Consider the following 20,903-nt stretch of genomic DNA (forward strand, 5'->3'; position numbering starts at 1 on the left):
AGCAGACTGCGCGCGAAGCGCGACCATGATTGCAGGACGAGCTGGCCCGCGAAGCGGGACTGAGGGGTAGTGAATTCGTCAATGAATTTCTGACGCAGGACACTAGAGCCGCGTGCGCAGCGGTATGTGTCCAGTATGTGTTTAGCGCAATGGCATGTTGGTTGCCAATTAGCAACTACGTCCCGCTGATTCGTGATTAGTGGGATGCGACGCAAAACAACGCCCATTCCGCATTCCGTACCACTGGCGTGGCGCGGGTTTGGTCACAGGGCGCGGGTTTAGTCGCGTGGCGCGGGTCGCCCCCCTGTGACCGCTTGATGAAAACCTTGGTATTTCGACGTTTCTGACACCCTGATCACAGGGAGCGGGCGCTCCCTGTGACCAAACCAGCTCCCTGTGACCGCTCCCCGTGACGCGGAGACCGAACAAACAGCCCACTTCAACGGGTCTTCGGACATGTGTGCATTGCAATAGCATGTTGGTTGCCAATTAGCAACCAGTGGAACGAGCAATGATGCTCAAGTGGCCTGAAGGGGAGTGAGACTGAATTGGGATTGAAACAGAAACTCGAGAATCGGCCTCAGTCATGTCATCCCCATCACGTCATTAACAGCGCGACCGCGCAAGTTTTTCTCGGGATAGACGGCCATTTCGAGATTATCTTGCGCTGGCCCTTTTGTGCTGGCACTTTCTTAGCGCATGTTTTTCTCGAACTCGGGGAAAATCCCGAGAAATTCTTGCGCAGAGGGGTTGCACCGTTGTCGGGTGATGGTGCCGGGGCATGGTACGCAGAGTCGGAGCGGGCGGAATCAAACTGCGTCCCGCTGATTTGTGGGATGCAGTGCAAAACAGTACTCGAATTGCGTTGCGTCCCACTCGCGTGCCGGCCCACAGCAGGCATGCCACGAAGTCCTCACTTGCATACGGCCATTTTCCAACGATTCCGCCTGAACGTTCCCTGAACGCACGCTGTGATGCGGGCGATGCCGTGGGACGCAACGCGGAAACAGGCTCGAATCACATTGCGTCCCCCTGATTCGTGGGACGCAGTGCAAAATAGTACCCGAATTGCGTTGCATCCCACTATTCCGTGGGACGCAGTGCAAAACTGTACCCGAATTGCGTTGCGTCCCTCTGGTTCGTGGGATGCAGTGCATAAACAGGCCCGAATTGCGTTGTGTCCCACTCGCTGCCGACCCATAGCAGGCACGCCGCGATGACGCCACTTGCATACGGCCATTTTCCAACGATTTTGCCTGAACATCCCCTGAACGCAGGCTGTGATGCGGGTGACGCCGTGGGATGCAACGCGGAAACGGTCCATCACGGCGTTGCGTCCCACTATTCCGTGGGATGCAGTGCAAGAACAGGCCCGAATCGCGTTGCGTCCCACTCGCGTGCCGGCCCATAGTAGGAATCTCGCGATGATGCCACTCGCAAACCTCCATTTTCCAACGATTCCTCCTGATCATTCCCTGGACGCACGCTGTGATACGGGCGAAGCCGTGGGATGCAACGCAAAAACAGGCTCGAATCACATTGCGTCCCGCTGATTCGTGGGTGATTCGCGGGACGCAGTGCAAAACAGTACCCGAATCGCGTTGCATCCCACTGATTCGTGGGATGCAGTGCAAAAGCAGGCCTGAATTGCGTTGCGTCCCACTCGCGTGCCGGTCCATAGCAGGCATGCACGAAGTCCTCACTTGCATACGGCCATTTTCCAACGATTTTGCCTGATCATTCCCTGAATGCAGGCTGTGATACGGGCGAAGCCGTGGGATGCAACGCAAGAACAGGCTCGAATCACATTGCGTCCCGCTGATTCGTGGGTGATTCGTGGGATGCAACGCGAAACAACGCCCGGATCACGTTGCGTCCCGCTGATTTGTGGGATGCAGCGCAAAAACAGGTTCGAATCACATTGCGTCCCACTCGCATGCCGGCCCATAGCAGGAATCTCGCGATGATGCCACTCGAAAACCCCTATTTTCCAACGATTCCGTCTGGACATCACCTGAATGCAGGCTGTGATGCGGGCGATGCCGAGGTGCGCCGGTAAATCGGGGGTGCAAGCCAGAATCCCTCGGCCGGCATCATCGCCCCCGCGGACACGGCATCATGGCGCTCTGTCCTCGATGTTCCACGCCGCCGGACTTATTGTACCGGAGCAATCGCAGGAACAGGCGTATTCCCGACGGCGTCGCAAGGACGGATCGGCGAACGGGCCGCCGATACGGGACGGTGGTTGCCAATTGGCAACCAACATGCCATTGCGGCCAACACACCCGGCATCCCCCGTCAAAGGCTTGCAGGCAACAGTCGAACAGACCAGCGAGCCGACACACCGAGCGCGTAGCGCGTCCGTGATTGCGTGCAGGCCGCGTCGACAAAGGGCATGAGGCTCCGTGCTTGTTGTTCCGCGACGCAGGCTCATTTCGCCGGACCCCTCACCGGAGCAATCGCAGAAACAGGCGTATTCCCGACGGCGTCGCAAGGACGGATCGGCGAACGGGCCGCCGATACGGGACGGTGGTTGCTAATTGGCAACCAACATGCCATTGCGGCCAACACATACCTGGCATCCCCCGTCAAAGGCTTGCAGGCAACAGGCGAACAGACCAGCGAGCCGGCAGGCTGCGCGCGTAGCGCGTCTGTGATTGCGGCGAGCCGGCCCGCGAACGGGACTGAGGGGTAGTTACACGGGTTGAACGTTCCCAAGGGTGCTACTACCCCTCAGTCAGCTACGCTGACAGCTCCCCTGACAAGGGGAGCCGCTATTAGCGAATCTGACTTGAGGAACAGCGAATTCGTCAGCGAACGTCTGACGCAGGATACCGGGCATGTGGCGCCACTGGCACTCGGTGGCGCCCTGTGGTGCCGCAGGCACCCGGCGTGTCAGTGTGCGACGTTGCGACGGTAGATGGCGGCCATGCCCTTGAAGATCAGATCGGGATCGTAGACGTCGATCATGTCGGTGCCGTCCTTGAACACGCGGCCCAGTCCGCCGGTCGCGATCACTTTGAACGGTTCGCCGATCTCATCGCGGAACTGCTGGATCGTGCGTTCGACGCCACCAAGGAACGCGTAGTAGAGTCCGGCCTGCATGGCGGTGCGCGTGTTCGTCGCCAGAATCGAGGTGGGTTTGGTGATCTCGACCTCCGGCAGCTGCGCTGTCTCACCCCACAATGCCGCCGCGCCGCTGCGGATGCCGGTCGTGATGATGCCGCAGGTGATCGTGCCCTTCGCATCAACGTAGTCGAACGTGGTTGCCGTGCCGAAATCGGCCACCAGCACCGGTCCGCCGTACACTTCGTAGGCGCCGACGCTGTCGGCAAGCATGTCCGCGCCCAGCGAGCGGGGATCGTCGATGCGGATGTTGATGCCGGTGCGCACGCCCGGTCCGACGATCATCGGATCGACGCCGAGAAACTTGACGATGCTCGCACGGAACGAATGCATCACCTTGGGTACCACCGAGCAGACGATCACATCGTCCACGTCGTCGGGCGTAAATCCACTCATACGCAGAAACTGCGTGAGGAACAGCCCGTATTCGTCCGACGTATGATTCGCCTTCGTGGTGACCCGATAGGTGCCGACGATGTCGCCGCCGTCAAGAAAACCGATCACGATGTTCGTATTGCCGATGTCAACGGCGACCAGCATAGCAATCCTCCAATGCCGAGGTGAAATCCTTGCGCATCATTCTACCGTGGTGCGCTCGTCGTGGTGTGCATCGTTCTGTTTGTGGGGCTGCTTTGTAGGGCTGTTGTGGATATCAGATGAATGCCGAGCGGATGCCGGCCAGCCGTTCCTCGCCGCGCATCTACAGCCCCGGGGCTATAGTGGCAAACGGTGACCGACCCGTCGTGGCGGCCAACCATACTGCATCGCCGCATCCGATTGCAGGGAATGCGGCATGAGGAAACCATAACCGAACGACCATAATCGAACATAGAGGAAGAATCATGGCACAGGACAACGGTGTGCACGTCGACGACGGCGCAACCAGCGAATCCAACGCGACTCAATCCAACGAGACTCAATCCAACGCGACCGAATCCAATATCGGCAAGCCCAACGAAACAAAGCCGAACGCAGCCAACACACAGACTGGGAAAGCACAGGCCGCCGAGCCGAACGCAGCCGCATCGACCGGCAGCGCGGCGGCCTCCGCATCCGCCGCATCCTCCGCATCTGCCACGACCGACGCGAGTCTTGCTGGCCGAACCAAGCGGCCGAAGAGCAGCGGCAACCGCGGAAACCGCGGCGGTGCCAACGGCGGCGGCAAATCCAGCAAAGCCTGGCTGTTTTCGCTGATCGCGGTCATCGCCGTGGTGGCGATCGTCATCGGCATCACGCTCGCCTTCGGTGATGGCAAATCCAGCAAATCCAGCAACGGTAGCAACGGCGGCAACGCAGGCGCGTCGAATACCGCCGCAGCCACGGCCGACACCGTGACCATCGGTCTCAAGCTCGCCCCCACCAATCTCGACATCCGCACCACCGCCGGGTCGGCGCTTGACCAGATCCTCATCGGCAACGTGTACGAAGGACTCGTCGCCCGCGACGAGAACAACAAGGTCGTGCCCGCGATCGCACAACGCTGGGACGAATCCCAGGACGGCCTGACCTACACGTTCCATCTCAATGAGAACATGGCGTTCTCCAACGGCGACAAGCTCACCGCGGAGGACGTGACCTGGTCGATCAACCAGCTGATCAAGAACCAGTATCATGATGCCGAATCGCTTGCCGCGGTCAAGGCGGTCACGGGCGACGACGATGCCAACACGGTCACGATCACGCTCAAGGAGCCCAACTCGAACCTGCTGTGGGCGCTCACCGGCCGTGCCGGACTCGTGTTCGACAAGGACGCGAAGTACGATGCGAAAACCGAGGCGATCGGCTCCGGTCCGTACACCGTCGCCAAGTTCGTCGCCAACGACAGCATCACCCTCAAGGCCAACGCGAACTACTGGGGCGAGCACAAGGCGAAGACCGCCACCGTGGTCGTCCGTTATCTCGCCGACGACAATGCGGCCGTCAACGCGCTCAAATCCGGCGACGTGCAGGCGCTCGCGCCCATCACCGAGAATCTGGCCGAACCGTTCGTCTCCGACCCGGACCACTACGTAGTCAAGGCGGGCGACGACACCGACAAGTACGTGCTCGCATTCAACAACGCAGCCGGCAAGGCCACCGCTGACAAGCGCGTGCGGCAGGCCATCCGCTACGCCATCGATCACAAGGAGCTGATCGCCTCGCGCGGCGGCGCGGACAAGGCGCTCGGCGGCCCGATCCCATCGCTCGACCCCGGCTACGAGGACCTGACCGGCCTCTACCCGCACGATGAGGCCAAGGCCAAATCGCTCATGGCCGAAGCCGGCTACAGCGAATCGAAGCCGCTGACGCTCACCCTCACCTACGCGAACATCTACGGCACCGAACTCGGCGACCAGCTGCGCTCGCAGCTCAAGCCCATCGGCATCGATCTCAAGGTGAACGTGGTCGAATTCTCCACATGGCTTGAGGACGTGTACACCAACAAGCAGTACGACATTTCGCTGGTGGACCACAACGAAAGCCACGACTTCTACCAGTGGGCCGATCCGACCTACTACTACGGCTACGACAGCAAGGACGTGCAGCAGCTCTACCAGCAGGCGATCGCCGCCACCAGCGACGAACAGCGCGACCGGCTGCTCGCACAGGCGGCACGCCGCGTCTCCGAGGACGCCGCCGCCGACTGGCTGTTCAACTATCGCGTCACCACCGTCTGGGCCAAGGGGCTCAAGGGGCTGCCGGTCAACCTCAACCAGACGCTGCTGCCGTTGTACGATGTGACGTACGAGAAGTAGCCGCGGCCGGATGCAACGTAGCAGGGCGCAACGTGGAGAGAAGCAACGTAGCATGACGCAACGTAGCAGGGCGCAACACAGCAGGAGGTAGCCGCCATGCGATTCATCATCCGTCGCCTCGCGCTGTTCGTCGCGGCGCTGTTCGGCGTGTCCGTCGTCGTGTTCGCGGCGCTGCGCATACTGCCCGGCGACGTGGCGGCCGTCATGGCCGGACTCAACTCGCCGCCAGAACGCGTCGCGGCCCTGCGCGCGCAGCTTGGGCTCGATCGCCCGCTGGTCGCACAGTACGCCGATTGGGCGGGCGGACTGCTGCGCGGCGACTTCGGCACGTCGATGCTCACCGGCCGCTCGGTGAGCGCCCTGGTGGCTGCCCGCGCGTCGATCACGTTTCCGCTGATCGTGCTCGGGCTGCTGGTGGCGATCGCGGTCGGACTGCCGTTGGGTGTCGCCGCGACGCTGGCACGCTCGTCGTGGGCGCGGACCGCGTTTCACGTCGCAGGGCTGATCGGCGGCGCGATTCCGGCGTTGTGGGGCGGACTGCTGCTGATTCTGCTGTTCTCGCGCGGCAGCGGCCTGATCGGCCTGTTCCCTGCGCAGGGGTTTCCGCTCGACGGCTGGCAGACACCGGGGGCGGCGGTCTGGTCGCTGGTGCTGCCGGCGTTGACGGTCGGCATCATCGTCGGCGCTTCGCTGATGCGTTACGTGCGCTCGGCGCTGGGCGAGGTCGCCTCGTCGGGGCATCTTGACATGGCGATGGCGTGCGGCATGACGCGACGCGCTGCGGTGATTCGGGTCGGATTGCGGCTCGCCATGCCGCAGCTGGTGTCGGTGATCGGTCTGACGTTCGCCGAGATGATCACCGGCGTCATGGTCATCGAGAATCTGTTCGCGCTGCCCGGCATCGGTTCGGGGCTGGTCACCGACGTGGGCAATCGCGATCTGATCGCCGTGCAGAGCGAACTGTTCATGCTCGCCGCGTTCTTTCTGATGATCGGACTGATTGTCGATCTGCTGCATCGTGCGCTGGACCCGCGGCTTGCGGCGGCTGCTGGTGTTGCGGAGGTGATCGCATGAGTGCTGTCGTTGTGCTGCGGTCGATGTGGCGTCGCGGCGAGGGGCGGTTCGCGCTGGTCGTGCTTGGCCTGTGGCTGCTGGTCGCGATCGTCGCGATGTTCTGGACGCCGCGCCCATTGCTTGAAACCGACGGCTATCACGTGTGGGCGAAGCCGTCCGCCGCACATTGGCTCGGCACCGACGGTACCGGAGCCGACGTGCTCAGCTGGCTGATGGCCGGAGCCCGCACGAATCTGCTGATCGTCGTGCTGACCGTGGCGGTGGCGCTCGCCTTCGGTGCACTGCTGGTCGCCGCGATGGTCTCGCGCAGTTCGGCATTGGCATCCGTATCCGTCGTGGTGGTCGATGCGCTGATTTCGATCCCGACCGTGCTGTTGGCGCTGATTCTCGCGGTGCCGCTCGGCGCGTCGATCATGGTGATCGTCGCCGCCTGCGGGTTCGGATACGGGCTGAATCTGGCTCGCGTGGCGCGTCCTGCGGCGATGCTCGCGGCGCGGTCGAGCTACGTGGAGTCGGCGCGCGCGTCCGGCGCGTCGGCCTGGTGGGTGTTCGTGCGGCATATCGTGCCGAATATGATGCCGGTGCTGATCGTGCAGTCGTCGCTGTCGGCCGGCACCGCAGTGCTTGCGGAAAGCGGCTTGACATACTTGGGCATCGGTGTGCCGTCCGGCGTGCCCAGTTGGGGGCATTCGCTCGCCACGTCGGTCAAGTTCATCAACGTGTATCCGCTGACGGTCCTATGGCCGGGACTGATCGTCACCGTCGTGGTCGTGGCGCTGAACGTGTTCGGTGACGTGCTGCGCGACGCCGCGGACCCGCTGTCGAATGCGCGGCTGCGGCAGGGCGTTGGTGGCTGCGGCGGCGATGGTGGCGACGGTGGTTGCGGCAGCGGTGACTGCGGCGACGGCAATGCAGGCGGCGATGTCATGGGCGACGGAGCGAAGCTGGGAGGCACGCAATGAGCGTCGAGATTCGCGGACTGAACATTGCGATCGGCGGCAGGGCCATTGTGCGCGATGTTGACATGAGCATCGCCGATGGGACTCGCGTCGGCCTGATCGGCTCGTCCGGTTCGGGCAAATCGATGATTGCGCGGGCGATCATGGGATTGCTGCCGCTGAATGCGAACGTGACGGGTTCCATTCTGCTTGGCGGCACCCAGGTGGTCGGCGCGGATGATATCGCATTGGCTGATCTGCGTGGCCGATATGTGGGCATGGTGTTCCAGAATCCGGCCATTGCGCTGAATCCGGTGACGACCGTGGCACGTCAGATCGAACTGCCGTTGAGCCTGCACTATGATCTGAACCGTTCCGAACGGCGCGATCGCGTGTTCGCCATGCTCAGCAAGGTCGGATTGCCGGCCGAGGCCGCCGACCGGTATCCGCATGAACTGTCCGGCGGTCAGCAGCAGCGCGTGGCGATTGCGACCGCACTGATCACCTCGCCGCGATTCATCATCGCCGACGAGCCGACGACGGCGCTTGATTCGATCGTGCAACGTCAGATCGTCGATCTGCTGGTGTCGCTGGTGGACGATGCCGGCGCGTCCATGCTGTTCATCACCCATGATTTCGCCGTGCTCGCGCGCGCCACCACGCAATGCTCTGTGATCGACGCCGGCCGCATCGTGGACGGTGGCACGACCGCTGATCTGCTTGCGCGCCCGTCGGTGCCACAGACCGCGCGTCTGGTCGAAGCCGCCCGTGAACTGTCGCTACGACGTGCGGACAGTGGAAGGGATCGTGAGTTGTGATGCATGAGATATCGCCGATTCTTGCTGTTCGCCACATCAGCAAGTCGTTTGGTCGTGCAGTCGGCGGGCGGCGGTTCTGGCGAGGCGCTGGCCGTGATGTTGCGGGCCGAGGCGATGCCGGCCGGCAGGGAGCCAATCAGGTGTTGTTCGACGTGTCCGCCGATGTGCGGCCGGGGGAGTGCCTTGCTGTGATCGGCGGGTCAGGTTCGGGCAAGACCACGCTGACGCGCATCATGTTCGGTCTTGATTCGGCTGATTCGGGTGAGGTGCTGTACCGGGGTTCGTCGCTGAATGCGACGGTTGAAGCCGCGGGTGCTGCGGAGGCGGCTGTTGGGAATTCAGCTGCGGGAGACGCTGCCGTGGGTGCGGTGGGGGATTCGGCTGCGGGCGCTGCCGTGCGCGTACGTGATCTGCTGCGTCGTGAATCCGGTCTGGTGTTTCAGGACCCGTTTTCCTCGCTGGACCCGCGTTGGCGTGTGTGGCAGTCGATCTGCGAGCCGTTGCGTATTCGCGATCGAGTCCTTGGGCGCGACGAGCTGTTGCGTCGCGCCTCGAATGCGCTGCGGATTGCAGGGTTGGACCCCGATGAGATGCTGGATCGCTATCCGATCGATATGTCCGGCGGACAGGCGCAACGGGTGGCGATCGCGCGCGCGCTGATCACCGAACCGCGCGTGGTGCTGGCTGATGAGCCGATGAGTGCCATTGACGTGGTTGCGCGCATTCAGATTCTTCGGGCGTTCGAGGCGATGCTGCACCACGGTCGTGAAACAGGGCGTGAAACATCGCTGGTGATGGTGTCGCATGATCTTGGCATTGTGCGACATATCGCGGATCGTGTGCTCGTGCTGCACGAAGGTCGCGTCGCTGAGAGCGGCCCCACCGAACGGATTCTGTCTCACCCGCAATCCGACTACACGTGCGCTCTCATCGCCGCCGCCACCCTCTGACCGCCACGCCTGCGGCTCCTCCTGCCTCGCATATTCGTGAGACAGACCAATAGGTGTTTTGTGATGAGTGCGTGCATTTGTGCAGCATGCTTTGAGTCTGCACTCAGCAAAGGCTTATCCTCATATCAAGGTCGGCGTTATCGAGAGTTTCTTCTCCGCCGAGCCGGCTGTTTCCGATTTCTACCCCCAGTGGCTTGGGGCGCGTCCAATGCCCAGTCGGGTGATTATTCGAGCTGAGCAGAAGTACATCACAATTGCAAAGCTGATCATCATATAGGTAGACCGACCAGACCTACGAACGATCTACTGCGTACAGACTTTATTGTGAAGGTGATGCATCATGTCGGCATCTGTCTCATTGCCTAGGAGATTCCCGGCGATTCCTGCCGCATATAAGACAGCGGTTGCCATCATCGTGGCCATCGCATGGGAGGCTTTGCTGGCGTATTGGAAGTACAGTTACATTCCCTACGGCATCGAATCGGTGATTCGGGAGTTTCCTGAAACGGCGTTTCTGCGCGAACCGTCGCGTTTCTGGTCGTTTACCGCCATCAGTTGCGTGCAGACGGTGATCCTGATCAGCGTGGTCGTGCTGTTCCTGCGTCGCATGCCGCGCGCGCGACTCGTATGCGAGCTGCTACGCATCGCATTGATGATCGCGTTCACGCTGATATGCGCGATCAGTGACATCGTGGTATGCGGCTACGGATATCAGACGCCGGGCTTCGTATATGGCCTCATGCTGCTGTCGATATTCGGCGTGGCGGTCATCGTGGTGTACATACGCAATATCGTTCGCATCGTGCGTCACACGACGGCGTTGTAGTCGCCGCCTTTGAAGAACGAGGCGACCGATTGGAAGACCTGGCGGGTCAGGCTTACGTAGGCTTCGTCGTCGCGCCACGCCACATGCGGGGTGAGCACCACGTTCGGCATTGATCGCAGGGGATCGTTTGCAGGCAGCGGCTCATGCTCGAACACGTCGAGTCCCGCTCTGATATCGCCTCGGGCGAGCCGGGCCGTCAGCGCGCCATGTTCGATCACTTCGGCGCGGGCCGTATTCACGAACAATGTTCCCGGCTGTAGCCGATCAAGATGCTCGGCCGTGATCAGACCAGCCGTGGACTCCAACAGCGGCAGATGCACGCTGAACGCATCCGAACGGGCCATGAGATCCCCCAGATCATCGACGAGTTTCACGCCGAGTTCGCGCGCCGCAACCGGGTCCACATGCGAGTTCCACACCGCCACACGCATGCCGAATCCTCGCGCGATACGCGCCACAGCGCGCCCGATGCCGCCGAATCCGGCGATGCCAAGCGTCTTGCCGTTGAGCGCGAATCCATCCAAGCCGGACCAGTCGCCCCGGCGCACCGCGGCATCCTGACGCCCCACGCCGCGCGACAGCTCCATGAGCAGTGCGAACGCGTGCTCCGCCACCGACGAATCCCCGTAATGCACCACGTTGCGCACGCTGATGCCACGGCTGCGCGCCGCGTCGAGATCAATGTAGCTGGCCACGCCGGTGCCGCCGAACGCGAAGCAGCGCACGGTGTTGCCGCCGCCATGAGAATCGATATGCGAAATGCCGTCCGAATTGCCGTCCGAATCGGTACGTGAATCCCCGCGCCGATTCGACGGGTTGGGCGGGTTGATGCCGAGCCGACCGAGCAGCGAATCGCCCACATGGAAGCCGATGACCATGACCGCATCCGCTCCGGCGGCACGGCGTGTGATCTCGTTCTCGTCAAGCGTGGTGTCGGTGTACATGCGCACGCGCGCCACGTCGTGCAGCAGCGGCAGATTCGCGCGGAACGGCTCGATCATCGACGCCACGACGCACGGCATCACCGCCAGCGGCAGATCGGTTCGATCCGACTGTGTTTCGATATACGGTGGCTCTGCCCCCGATGAGGTGACCGTGGATGCGATGACGTGCCTGGTGTGTTCGTTCATGCCTTCACTCTAGTTCATTCAAGTTCGTTCCTGTGATGCGTTGCGGATTTCGCGCTCATGTTCAAATGAGACACCTCGTGTGCGACACGCCGGGGTGGAGGGCGGTGGTATGGTATGAGTCATGACGTATCTCATGTGTTGTTGCTGTTGTCGCTGACCGCGCCGCCCCATGCTGGGGTTGGGCAGGCGGTTGACAACGCATAACTTGAGATAGGATTCATTCTTCGCGTGTACCGGAGTTCCTCGCGTTTCCAGTAGTTTCCCTGTAGTTCCATAGATGGGTGCTCCCGGTTGTTGGAAGCCATCAAGCGTATTGGAACCTTACTGCATCGTGATTCCCCCGAATAGAATCATGACCCGCATGGGGACGCAGCCACACGCTTGTCATACCAGAGCTTGCGGCGTATCCGAAGAGGAACACGAACCGACACCGACTCACATGAATCCCGTTTCATCCGCGATCGATCAACTGCCGGACCGGGCGCCCCACGCGACATCGAGCTATCCGATAATCAAAGCTGTCGTACCAACCCATCCAGGACCATCCAGACCACACCCGCCAACGCGCGCCGACCAAACGGTTCAAGCGGCATCAAATCAAACGAGGATCATCATGACCATCCACAACAGCATCACCGAACTCATCGGCCACACCCCTCTCGTCAAGCTCAACCATGTCACCGACGGCGTCAAAGCCACCATCGCCGCCAAAATCGAATATCTCAACCCGGGCGGCTCCTCCAAGGACCGCATCGCCGAACGCATCATCGACGCGGCCGAACGCAGCGGCGAACTCAAGCCGGGCGGCGTGATCGTCGAGCCGACCTCCGGCAACACCGGCGTCGGACTCGCCCTCGTGGCGCTCAGCCGCGGCTACCGCACGATCTTCACCCTGCCCGACAAGGTCAGCCAGTCCAAGCGCGACGTGCTGAAGGCATACGGAGCGGAAATCGTCGTCACACCCACCGACGCCGGCCCCGACGATCCGCGATCCTACTATCAGGTCGCCGACCGGCTCGCCAAGGCGATCCCCGGCGGCTACCGCCCCAACCAATACGACAATCCCAACGGCCCCGACAGCCACTACCACACCACCGGTCCCGAAATCTGGGAGGACACCGACCACAAGGTGACGCACTTCGTGGCGGGCATCGGCACCGGTGGCACGATCTCCGGCACCGGCCGCTACCTCAAGGAGGTTTCCGGCGGCGCGGTCAAGGTGATCGGCTCCGACCCGGCGGGCTCGATCTACTCGGCGGGCCCCGGCGACACGATTCACCAGTACGATATCGAAGGCGTCGGCGAGGATTTCTACCCGAAGGCGTTCGACCGCACCATCACCGACGACATCGTGCGCGTCAATGATCATGACGCGTTCCTCATGACCAGGCGTCTCGCTGCCGAGGAGGGGCTGCTGGTGGGCGGCTCGTCCGGCATGGCCGTGGTCAGCGCCGTGCGCTACGCGAAAGAGCACGATCTCGACGAGAACCAGATTGTCGTCGTGCTGCTGCCGGATTCCGGGCGCGGCTACCTGGAGAAGATCTTCAACGACGACTGGATGCGCGCCCACGGCTACGCGGATGTGGTCGAGGCGACCACGCGCCCGTCGCTCGTCGAGCAGTATCTGTAAACCCGCGCGAGCAGTCTCGCAGCATCGTGAAGCCTCGCAGCAACGAGACGCATCGCAAGGCAGCGCAATCGGAAGAGCAATCCAAAGCATATTCCACAGCACAATCCGAAAACCGCATCCCTGCAACGTACGGCCACAACAAAGCCACAACACACAGCCATCAATCACCCATACCAAGCCATCAAGGAGCAAGCAATGACCACGCCCGCCGCCACGCCCGCCGCCGCAACCGTCGCCTCCAACCCTGCCAACGCCACCAACCCCGCAGCCGCCACTGATTTCTCCGCCGACGCGCTCGCCACCCGCGCCATCCACGCCGGCCAGACCCCCGACCCTACCACGGGCGCGGTCGTCACCCCCATCTACATGACGTCCACGTTCAAGCAGGACGGTGTGCTCGGCCTGCGCGGCGGCCACGACTACTCGCGTTCGATCAACCCGACGCGCACCAGCTTCGACGAGCAGCTCGCCGCCGTCGAGGGTGCGAAGTACGCGCTCAGCTTCTCCTCGGGACTCGCCGCCATCGACGTGCTGCTGCGCTCCACGCTGCGCCCCGGCGACAACGTGCTGCTCGGCGACGACGTGTACGGCGGCACCTACCGACTGCTGTCCAAGGTGTTCGTGCCGTGGGGCGTCGGGCTCGACGTGGTGGACATCACCGATACGGCGGCCGTCTCCGCGGCGCTGGAATCCAAGGACTACAAGGTGATCTGGGTCGAGACTCCCTCGAACCCGCTGCTCAACATCACCGACATCGCCGCGACGGCGGCCGTGGCGCACGCGCACGGCGTCAAGGTGGTCGTCGACAACACGTTCGCCTCGCCGGCGCTTCAGCATCCGCTTGACGAGGGTGCCGATGCGGTCGTCTATTCGACCACCAAGTACATCGGCGGCCATTCCGACATCGTCGGAGGCGCGATCGTCGTCAATGATGAGGAAACGCGAGAGAAGGCCGCGTTCCTGCAGAACGCCGCCGGTGCCGTGCCCTCCCCGTTCGACTCGTGGCTGGAGATCCGCGGGCTCAAGACCCTCGATCTGCGCGTGCGTCGGCATAGCGCCAATGCGCTGAAGATCGCGCAATGGCTGGAATCGCAGCCGCGCGACGTGGTGGAGCGCGTGTGGTATCCGGGCTTGGAGTCGCATCCGGGCCACGAGATCGCCGCCCGGCAGATGCACGGCGGTTTCGGTGGCGTCGTGTCGGTGCAGCTCGCGGCCGGTGCCGAGGCGGCGAAGCGATTTGTCGATCATACGCGCCTGTTCACGCTGGCCGAGTCGCTGGGCGGCGTCGAATCGCTGATCGAGGTGCCGGCGGCGATGACGCACGCCTCGGTTTCCGGCACCACGCTGCAGGTGCCTGCCAACCTGGTGCGCATTTCGGTGGGCATTGAAGGCGTGGATGATCTGATCGCCGACCTCGATCAGGCGCTGGCCGCCGTCTCCGCACAGTAGATTGCGATACGGCGGTTTGCTGTACGGCCGCTGACATGCGGTGGCCGCTGCTCTACGGCGGTCGCCGCGGTTGTGCGGTGGCGGTTGCGCGGTGGCGGCAGCGCTGCGAGACCGGCCGAGCTGCGCGGCATGGCCGACCTCGCGGTAAGGTGGGGTGCATGACGACGGATGGCAACACTGACATGATGACGCATTCCGATGCCGCGCTTGCCGCGCTGCGCAGGTATTTCGGATACGATGCGTTCCGCCCCGGTCAGGCCGGTCTGGTCGAAACGATTCTCGCCGGACGCGACGTGCTCGGCGTGATGCCGACCGGTGCCGGCAAATCCGTGTGCTATCAGATTCCCGCCACGCTGCTCAACGGCCTGACCGTGGTCATTTCGCCGCTGATCTCGCTGATGCGCGATCAGGTCGACGCACTCAACGACATCGGCATCCCCGCCGCGTTCATCAACACCACGCAGAGCGCCGACGAGCAGTTCGCAGTGCTCGCTCAGGCGGCAGAAGGCGGTGTGCGACTGCTGTACGTCGCGCCGGAACGCTTGGAAACCGGACGATTCCGCGATTTCGCCGCGCGCGTGCCGATCGCGCTCGTCGCCGTCGATGAAGCGCACTGCGTCTCCCAATGGGGACAGGATTTCCGATCATCCTATCTGGGCATCGGCGAGTTCATCGCATCGCTGCCGCATCGGCCCACCGTCGCCGCATTCACCGCGACCGCCACCGAAAAGGTGCGCGCCGACATCATTCGCATGCTCGGACTCAACGACCCCAAGGTGACGGTCACCGGATTCGACCGCGACAACCTGTATTTCGACGTCATTCGCATGGAAACCAAACGCAAGGCCGCATGGGTGGCCGCCTATGTGGCCGCGCATCCGAACGAATCCGGCATCGTCTACTGCGCCACGCGCAAGGACACCGAGGCGCTCGCCGAATCACTCAATCGGGTCGTGCCCGAGTTGCGGCGGGCGCGCGGCGGCGATGATGCTGCGGTGGGCGGTATTGCAACCGGTAGCGGCCCCATCGCGGTCGCCTATCATGGCGGCATGCCGGCCGGGCAGCGCGAGGCCGCCCAACGCGACTTCGTCAACGACGCGGTGCCGGTCGTCGTCGCCACGAACGCGTTCGGCATGGGCATCGACAAATCGAATGTGCGCTACGTGATTCATCACAACATGCCCGAGTCGATCGAGGCGTACTATCAGGAGGCCGGTCGCGCGGGCCGCGACGGCGAGCCGAGCCGATGCACGCTGCTGTGGAACGAATCGGATATCGTCACCCGTCGCCGACTGCTCGACAGCGACTACGAGAACGAGCGGCTCAGCGCCGACGAGCAGGAGATCGTGCGCCGCAACAAACGCCGTCTGCTCGACGCGATGATCGGCTACTGCCGCACCACCGACTGCCTGCATGTGTACATGACGCGGTATTTCGGCGAAACCGGGGGTGATGCTGCTGTCGGTGAGGTCGGTGTGGTTGGCGGCGCGTCGGGTGGCACCGAATCGGGTGGTGGCGAATCGACGCCGGCGAAGCGCACATGCAAGGGCGGCTGCACCAACTGCGATCACACGTTCGAGACGATCGATGTGACTGCGATCGCGCGGCTGATCAGCCGTTGCGTGCACGATGTGATGTACGACTATGACGATCAGGGCCGGCCGGGCAGCGCGCCCGTGCGGCAGGGATTCGGCTCGGGCAGAATCGTTGCGGTGCTGCGCGGATCGCGTGCGCAGGATGTGACCGGTCGCGGTCTTGATCGCTGCCCGAGTTACGGCGGTTTGCGCGATGTGCCCGAGGCACGGGTGCGCGATGTGCTCAGTCAGATGACGACCGACGGATTCCTGTTCATCTCCGAGGGGCGTATGCCGATCGTCGGATTCGGGCCGCGCGCCGCGGAGACGGTCGCGCCGGATTTCCATTACGAGATCAAGCGCGTGGAGCGCTCGCGGCGTGCGGGCCTCGGCGCGGCGCCCGGCGGTGGCGGGCGCAATCGTGGCCGAGATCGCTTGTTCGGTGACGCCCAAGGCACTGGCTTCGGTGGCGGCGCTGGCTTCGGTGGCGGTGCCGGCTCTGGCGGTGCCGGCTCAAGCGGCTCTGATTCAAATGGTGCTGCGCTCGGCTCGTTCACGCCAGACGATGGCGATGCCGAATCGCTGTTCCAGCGGCTTCGCGAGGTTCGTCTCTCCATCGCACGCGACAACGGACTGCCGCCCTACATGGTGTTCAATGATCGCACGCTGCGCGATATGGCCCGGCTGCGCCCGGCTGACGATGCCGCGTTTCTGGCGGTCAACGGCGTGGGGGAGAGCAAACTCGCCAAGTACGGCCGGCGATTCATGGACGCGATCGCACAGTTCGCCGGCTGACAACGCTGATGTGCGCCGCCTGATCATGGGCAGCTGCCTGATCATGTGCGCCGCCTGATCATGGATAATGGTAGCCGTGAGTGAACGATACGAGCGCGGCACGCGAAGCTACATTATGTCGCATATCCGCGGCAAGGATACGTCGATCGAAATGCTGGTCCGCGGCTATCTGTTCCGCCAAGGTCTGCGGTTTCGCAAGAATGATCGGCGATATCCCGGGCATCCCGATATCGTTCTGCCCAAGTGGCATACGATCGTCTTCGTCAACGGCTGCTTCTGGCACATGCACGAGGGGTGCCCGCACTGCACGATGCCGAAGTCGAACGTGGAATTCTGGACGGCCAAGCTGGTGCGCAACCGCGATCGTGACGCTCGGCAGCATGCCGAGCTGGCCGCCGCAGGTTGGCGCGTGATCGTCGTGTGGGAATGCGAACTTGCCAAGCCACTGCGACAGGCGCGCCTGGAACGGCTGTATCGGCAGATCGTCGGCGGTGCCGTCGTCGGTGGCGGCGGCAGCGGCGAGGCAGCGTCCGGCCGCGGCTCCGCCGATTTGCGCGATGCCGACCAAGGCGAGTAGGTTGGCGACTATGGTGAATCTACGGTCGCACGCCACTCGTCTCGGCGTGCTGGATATCGGCTCCAACACGGTCCATATGCTCATCGTCGACGCGGCGCCGGGAGCGCGGCCCGAACCGGAGGCGAGCACGAAGAGCACGGTTCGGCTCATGCAGTATCTCAAGGAGGACGGATCGATTCGCAAGGCCGGCATCGAGGCGATCATCGAAGCGGTCGACCAGTGCATGCGGCTCGCCGAGGAATATGAGATCACGCAGCTGTTGGCGTTGGCGACGTCGGCGATACGCGATGCGACGAATGGCAACAAGATTCTGCATCGCATCGAGGAGCGCATCGGGCAGGCGGTGACCGTGCTGTCCGGCAATGATGAGGCACGGCTCACGTTTCTTGCCGCTCGCCGTTGGTATGGCTGGGATGCCGGCCGTCTGCTGGTGATCGACATCGGCGGCGGCTCGCTTGAGGTGGCGATGGGTTCCGATGAGGAGCCTACGGTCGCGATGTCGGTGCCTGCCGGTGCCGGGCGCATCACCCATGAGTTTCTTCCCGAGGGCACTGCCGGCGTTGATGAATTGGAGGACGTGCATCGTCAGGTGCGGCGGATTCTCACCCCGGTGGTCAAGGCGCTGCCGCCCGACAAGATGCCGAATCATGCGGTGGGCACGTCGAAGACGTTCCGTTCGCTGGCGCGGCTTGCCGGTGCGGTCATGCGTCAGCCTGGGCGTGAGGATACGTGGATGATGACCCGCGAGCAGCTGGAGGATTGGATTCCGCGCCTTGCTGCGATCTCACCCGAACAGCGGGTGGCGTTGCCTGGCATCACGCCCGAGCGCACGATGCAGATCGTCGGCGGCGGCATCGTGGCTGATGAGATCATGCGCGCGCTTGACATCGAAGAGGTCGAGATCTGCCCGTGGGCGCTTCGCGAAGGTGCGATTCTGCGCTGGCTGGACCAGTTCGGTCGCACGCGGCTTGGTTTCTGATCGCGTCGGATTGCGTCGGATTGATCGGATATCGGATATTTGATATCGGATATCTAATATCTAATATCCGATATGGCAGCGATATCAGCGAATCAGTCAATCATCAATAATTCAATAAATCAACCAACCAATAAATAAATAAATAATAAAAAAATAGAAGCAATATCAGCGGCAGCAAAAGACCCGCGTGGCTAGCGAATGCCGGCCATGCGGGTCTCTTGCTGTTTTGGGCTGCTGGTGAGCCGCGTCAGAAGTTCGTTGATTATTGCCAGCTCCCCTTGTCAGGACAGCACCGTAAAGCAAACAGCGGAGCTGTTTGTAGGTGCTGTGCGAGCCGACCGGCGAGCCGGCAGACCGCGCGCGCAGCGCGTCCGTGATTGCGGATCGAGCTGGCCTGCGAAGCAGGACTGAGGGATAGTGAATGCGTCAACGAACTTCTGACGCAGGTTGCTTGTGCAGCGCGGACTGGTGCAGCGCGGAATTCAGACGAATCGCTACGCCTGAATCTCCGGGCGGCCCTCCTCGGTCCACAGCGTGTGGAATGCGCCGGGCTCGTCAACGCGCTGGTAGGTGTGCGCGCCGAACAGGTCGCGCTGGCCCTGGATCAGGGCGGCGGGAAGACGCGGCGAACGCAGGCCGTCGAAGTATTCGAGCGACGAGGCGAACACCGGCACCGGGATGCCGAAGGAGATCGCGCGCGACACCACGCGGCGCCACGAGCGCTCCGCCGTTTCGATCGCATCCTTGAAATACGGGGCGAACAGCAGCGACACGTTCGCGTCGCCGGACTCGAACGCCTCGGAGATGCGGTTGAGGAACTTGGCGCGAATGATGCAGCCGCCGCGCCAGATGCGCGCCACCGCAGCCAGATCGATCTTCCAGTCGTACACCTTGGCGGCTTCGGTGATCTCGTTGAATCCCTGCGCGTAGGCGACGATCTTGGAGGCGTACAGCGCCTCGCGGATGTCGTTGATGAACGCGATCTTGTCTTCCTCGGCCATCGGCACCACGCCGGACGGTCCCTCGAACGCCTGCTTCTGGGCTTCGGCGCGCAGTTCGGTCTGGCCGGACAGGCCACGTGCGAACACGGCTTCGGCGATGCCGGTGACCGGCACGGCGAGGTCGAGCGCGGACTGGACGGTCCACGTGCCGGTGCCCTTCATGCCGGCATGGTCGACGATCACATCCACCAGAGGCTTGCCGGTCTTGTGATCGACCTGATGCAGCACCTCGGCGGTGATCTCGATCAGGTAGGAATCAAGCTCGGTCTTGTTCCACTCCTCGAACACGTCACCGATCTCGGCCGGGGTCATGCCCAGCGCGCGACGCATCAGATCGTAGCTTTCGGAGATCAGCTGCATGTCGGAGTATTCGATGCCGTTGTGCACCATCTTGACGAAGTGGCCGGCGCCGTTCTCGCCGATGTGCGTGACGCACGGCTCGCCGTCAACCTTTGCCGCGATCGACTCGAAGATCGGCTTGAGGGTCTTCCATGACTCCTCGGAGCCGCCTGGCATCATGGACGGGCCGAGCAGTGCGCCCTCCTCGCCGCCGGAGACGCCGCAGCCGACGAAGTGCATGCCGCGGGCTGCGATCGCCTTTTCGCGGCGGATCGTGTCGGGGAAGTGCGCATTGCCGGCGTCGACGATGATGTCACCCGGCTCCATGAGATCGGCGAGCTGGTTGATCATGTCGTCGGTCGGTTCGCCGGCCTTGACCATGATGATCGCGGTGCGCGGCTTGGTCAGCGATGCGACGAACTCCTCCATGGTCTTGGCGGGGTAGAACGTGCCTTCGCTGCCGTGCTCGTTGATCAGCTTTTCGGTGCGCGAATAGTGGCGGTTGAACACAGCCACCTTGTTGCCGTGACGTGCGAGATTGCGGGCCAGGCTCGCGCCCATGGCGGCGAGGCCGACCACGCCGACGTTCGCTTCAGCGGTCATAATGCTTCCTTCCGATGATTGCCGTGTATGCAGTTCGTTCGCGCGGGTGCGCGCGCTGCACGCGGTTTGTGCGGATTGCCGCAACCCAGTCTATTACGCCGTCGTGCCAATGCGCGGCGATTGTACGGTTATTGTGCGGTTGTTGTGCGGTTTTCATCCATTCGCGCATTCACGGTGATGCGTGGCGTGCGGTGTGTGGCGTGTGCGGTTGGTGTGCCGACGGTGTTTCGAGTTTGATTCGCCGGCTTGTCCGGTCGCCTGGCGTGTGTGGCGGTGCGAGGTGGGGGTGCTGTTTCGGGGCGTGCTGTCAGCGATCATTATTCGGGGATTGTTGGTTGATCTCCCGAATTTTGTTCGCT

Annotated in this window: 14 protein-coding genes; 11 read left to right on the forward strand and 3 right to left on the reverse strand. The window is 62.9% G+C overall.

Annotated elements, in window-relative coordinates; translation table 11 throughout:
- Positions 1–2,895 precede the first annotated feature (2,895 nt).
- Complete coding sequence (locus tag EHS19_RS08795) at positions 2,896–3,666, reverse strand: type III pantothenate kinase (protein WP_151917384.1); 771 nt, start codon at positions 3,664–3,666, stop codon at positions 2,896–2,898.
- A 302-nt stretch (positions 3,667–3,968) separates the two neighbouring features.
- Between EHS19_RS08795 and EHS19_RS08800 the strand changes: the two genes are divergently transcribed.
- The 6 genes from EHS19_RS08800 (at position 3,969) to EHS19_RS08830 (ending at position 10,467) form a co-directional block, all read left to right on the forward strand.
- Positions 3,969–5,861 (forward strand): ABC transporter substrate-binding protein, encoded by a 1,893-nt coding sequence (locus EHS19_RS08800; RefSeq protein ID WP_151917385.1) that lies wholly within the window; start codon positions 3,969–3,971, stop codon positions 5,859–5,861.
- 96 nt (positions 5,862–5,957) lie between these two features.
- Complete coding sequence (locus EHS19_RS08805; RefSeq protein WP_151917386.1) at positions 5,958–6,935, forward strand: ABC transporter permease; 978 nt, start codon at positions 5,958–5,960, stop codon at positions 6,933–6,935.
- Positions 6,932–7,897 carry an ABC transporter permease gene (locus EHS19_RS08810; protein ID WP_151917387.1) on the forward strand — a complete coding sequence of 322 codons (966 nt, stop codon included), beginning with the start codon at positions 6,932–6,934 and terminating at the stop codon, positions 7,895–7,897. Before EHS19_RS08805 ends, EHS19_RS08810 begins: the two co-directional genes overlap by 4 nt.
- A complete protein-coding gene (locus EHS19_RS08815) occupies positions 7,894–8,691 on the forward strand; it encodes an ABC transporter ATP-binding protein (protein WP_151917388.1) in 798 nt (265 codons plus the stop codon). Before EHS19_RS08810 ends, EHS19_RS08815 begins: the two co-directional genes overlap by 4 nt.
- Positions 8,688–9,641: an ABC transporter ATP-binding protein gene (locus tag EHS19_RS08820; protein ID WP_421745519.1), complete on the forward strand. Its 954-nt coding sequence runs from the start codon at positions 8,688–8,690 to the stop codon at positions 9,639–9,641. Before EHS19_RS08815 ends, EHS19_RS08820 begins: the two co-directional genes overlap by 4 nt.
- Positions 9,642–9,981: 340 nt before the next feature.
- Positions 9,982–10,467, forward strand: a complete 486-nt coding sequence (locus EHS19_RS08830) for a hypothetical protein (RefSeq protein WP_151917391.1) — start codon at positions 9,982–9,984, stop codon at positions 10,465–10,467.
- On the opposite strand, the gene EHS19_RS08835 is transcribed toward EHS19_RS08830, so the two are convergent.
- Positions 10,449–11,489, reverse strand: coding sequence for a D-2-hydroxyacid dehydrogenase family protein (locus EHS19_RS08835; protein ID WP_241677180.1), 1,041 nt, complete (start codon positions 11,487–11,489; stop codon positions 10,449–10,451). The genes EHS19_RS08830 and EHS19_RS08835 overlap by 19 nt on opposite strands.
- A gap of 721 nt (positions 11,490–12,210) precedes the next feature.
- On the opposite strand from EHS19_RS08835, the gene EHS19_RS08840 reads away from it, so the two are divergent.
- The 5 genes from EHS19_RS08840 to EHS19_RS08860 all read left to right on the forward strand — a co-directional run bounded on the left by EHS19_RS08840 (position 12,211) and on the right by EHS19_RS08860 (position 18,601).
- A complete protein-coding gene (locus EHS19_RS08840; RefSeq protein WP_151917393.1) occupies positions 12,211–13,227 on the forward strand; it encodes a pyridoxal-phosphate dependent enzyme in 1,017 nt (338 codons plus the stop codon).
- A 195-nt stretch (positions 13,228–13,422) separates the two neighbouring features.
- Positions 13,423–14,676, forward strand: a complete 1,254-nt coding sequence (locus tag EHS19_RS08845; protein ID WP_151917394.1) for a cystathionine gamma-synthase — start codon at positions 13,423–13,425, stop codon at positions 14,674–14,676.
- Positions 14,677–14,861: 185 nt separating this feature from the next.
- Complete coding sequence (locus EHS19_RS08850; RefSeq protein WP_151917398.1) at positions 14,862–17,045, forward strand: RecQ family ATP-dependent DNA helicase; 2,184 nt, start codon at positions 14,862–14,864, stop codon at positions 17,043–17,045.
- Positions 17,046–17,112: 67 nt separating this feature from the next.
- Positions 17,113–17,622, forward strand: coding sequence for a very short patch repair endonuclease (locus tag EHS19_RS08855; protein ID WP_151917395.1), 510 nt, complete (start codon positions 17,113–17,115; stop codon positions 17,620–17,622).
- 10 nt (positions 17,623–17,632) lie between these two features.
- Complete coding sequence (locus tag EHS19_RS08860) at positions 17,633–18,601, forward strand: Ppx/GppA phosphatase family protein (protein WP_151917396.1); 969 nt, start codon at positions 17,633–17,635, stop codon at positions 18,599–18,601.
- A 494-nt stretch (positions 18,602–19,095) separates the two neighbouring features.
- Here the strand turns inward: EHS19_RS08860 and gndA are convergent, their stop codons facing one another.
- Positions 19,096–20,544, reverse strand: coding sequence for an NADP-dependent phosphogluconate dehydrogenase (gndA, locus tag EHS19_RS08865; RefSeq protein WP_151917397.1), 1,449 nt, complete (start codon positions 20,542–20,544; stop codon positions 19,096–19,098).
- Positions 20,545–20,903: the final 359 nt, after the last annotated feature.

The organism is Bifidobacterium jacchi (genome assembly GCF_009078285.1).
GTDB classification, from domain to species: domain Bacteria; phylum Actinomycetota; class Actinomycetes; order Actinomycetales; family Bifidobacteriaceae; genus Bifidobacterium; species Bifidobacterium jacchi.

Bases quoted from the DNA above. Each gene is read 5' to 3' on its own strand.
- EHS19_RS08795 (WP_151917384.1), bottom strand. From the start codon at position 3,666: ATGCTGGTCGCCGTTGACATCGGCAATACGAACATCGTGATCGGTTTT.
- EHS19_RS08800 (WP_151917385.1), top strand. From the start codon at position 3,969: ATGGCACAGGACAACGGTGTGCACGTCGACGACGGCGCAACCAGCGAA.
- EHS19_RS08805 (WP_151917386.1), top strand. From the start codon at position 5,958: ATGCGATTCATCATCCGTCGCCTCGCGCTGTTCGTCGCGGCGCTGTTC.
- EHS19_RS08810 (WP_151917387.1), top strand. From the start codon at position 6,932: ATGAGTGCTGTCGTTGTGCTGCGGTCGATGTGGCGTCGCGGCGAGGGG.
- EHS19_RS08815 (WP_151917388.1), top strand. From the start codon at position 7,894: ATGAGCGTCGAGATTCGCGGACTGAACATTGCGATCGGCGGCAGGGCC.
- EHS19_RS08830 (WP_151917391.1), top strand. From the start codon at position 9,982: ATGTCGGCATCTGTCTCATTGCCTAGGAGATTCCCGGCGATTCCTGCC.
- EHS19_RS08835 (WP_241677180.1), bottom strand. From the start codon at position 11,489: ATGCCGTGCGTCGTGGCGTCGATGATCGAGCCGTTCCGCGCGAATCTG.
- EHS19_RS08840 (WP_151917393.1), top strand. From the start codon at position 12,211: ATGACCATCCACAACAGCATCACCGAACTCATCGGCCACACCCCTCTC.
- EHS19_RS08845 (WP_151917394.1), top strand. From the start codon at position 13,423: ATGACCACGCCCGCCGCCACGCCCGCCGCCGCAACCGTCGCCTCCAAC.
- EHS19_RS08850 (WP_151917398.1), top strand. From the start codon at position 14,862: ATGACGCATTCCGATGCCGCGCTTGCCGCGCTGCGCAGGTATTTCGGA.
- EHS19_RS08855 (WP_151917395.1), top strand. From the start codon at position 17,113: ATGGTAGCCGTGAGTGAACGATACGAGCGCGGCACGCGAAGCTACATT.
- EHS19_RS08860 (WP_151917396.1), top strand. From the start codon at position 17,633: ATGGTGAATCTACGGTCGCACGCCACTCGTCTCGGCGTGCTGGATATC.
- gndA (WP_151917397.1), bottom strand. From the start codon at position 20,544: ATGACCGCTGAAGCGAACGTCGGCGTGGTCGGCCTCGCCGCCATGGGC.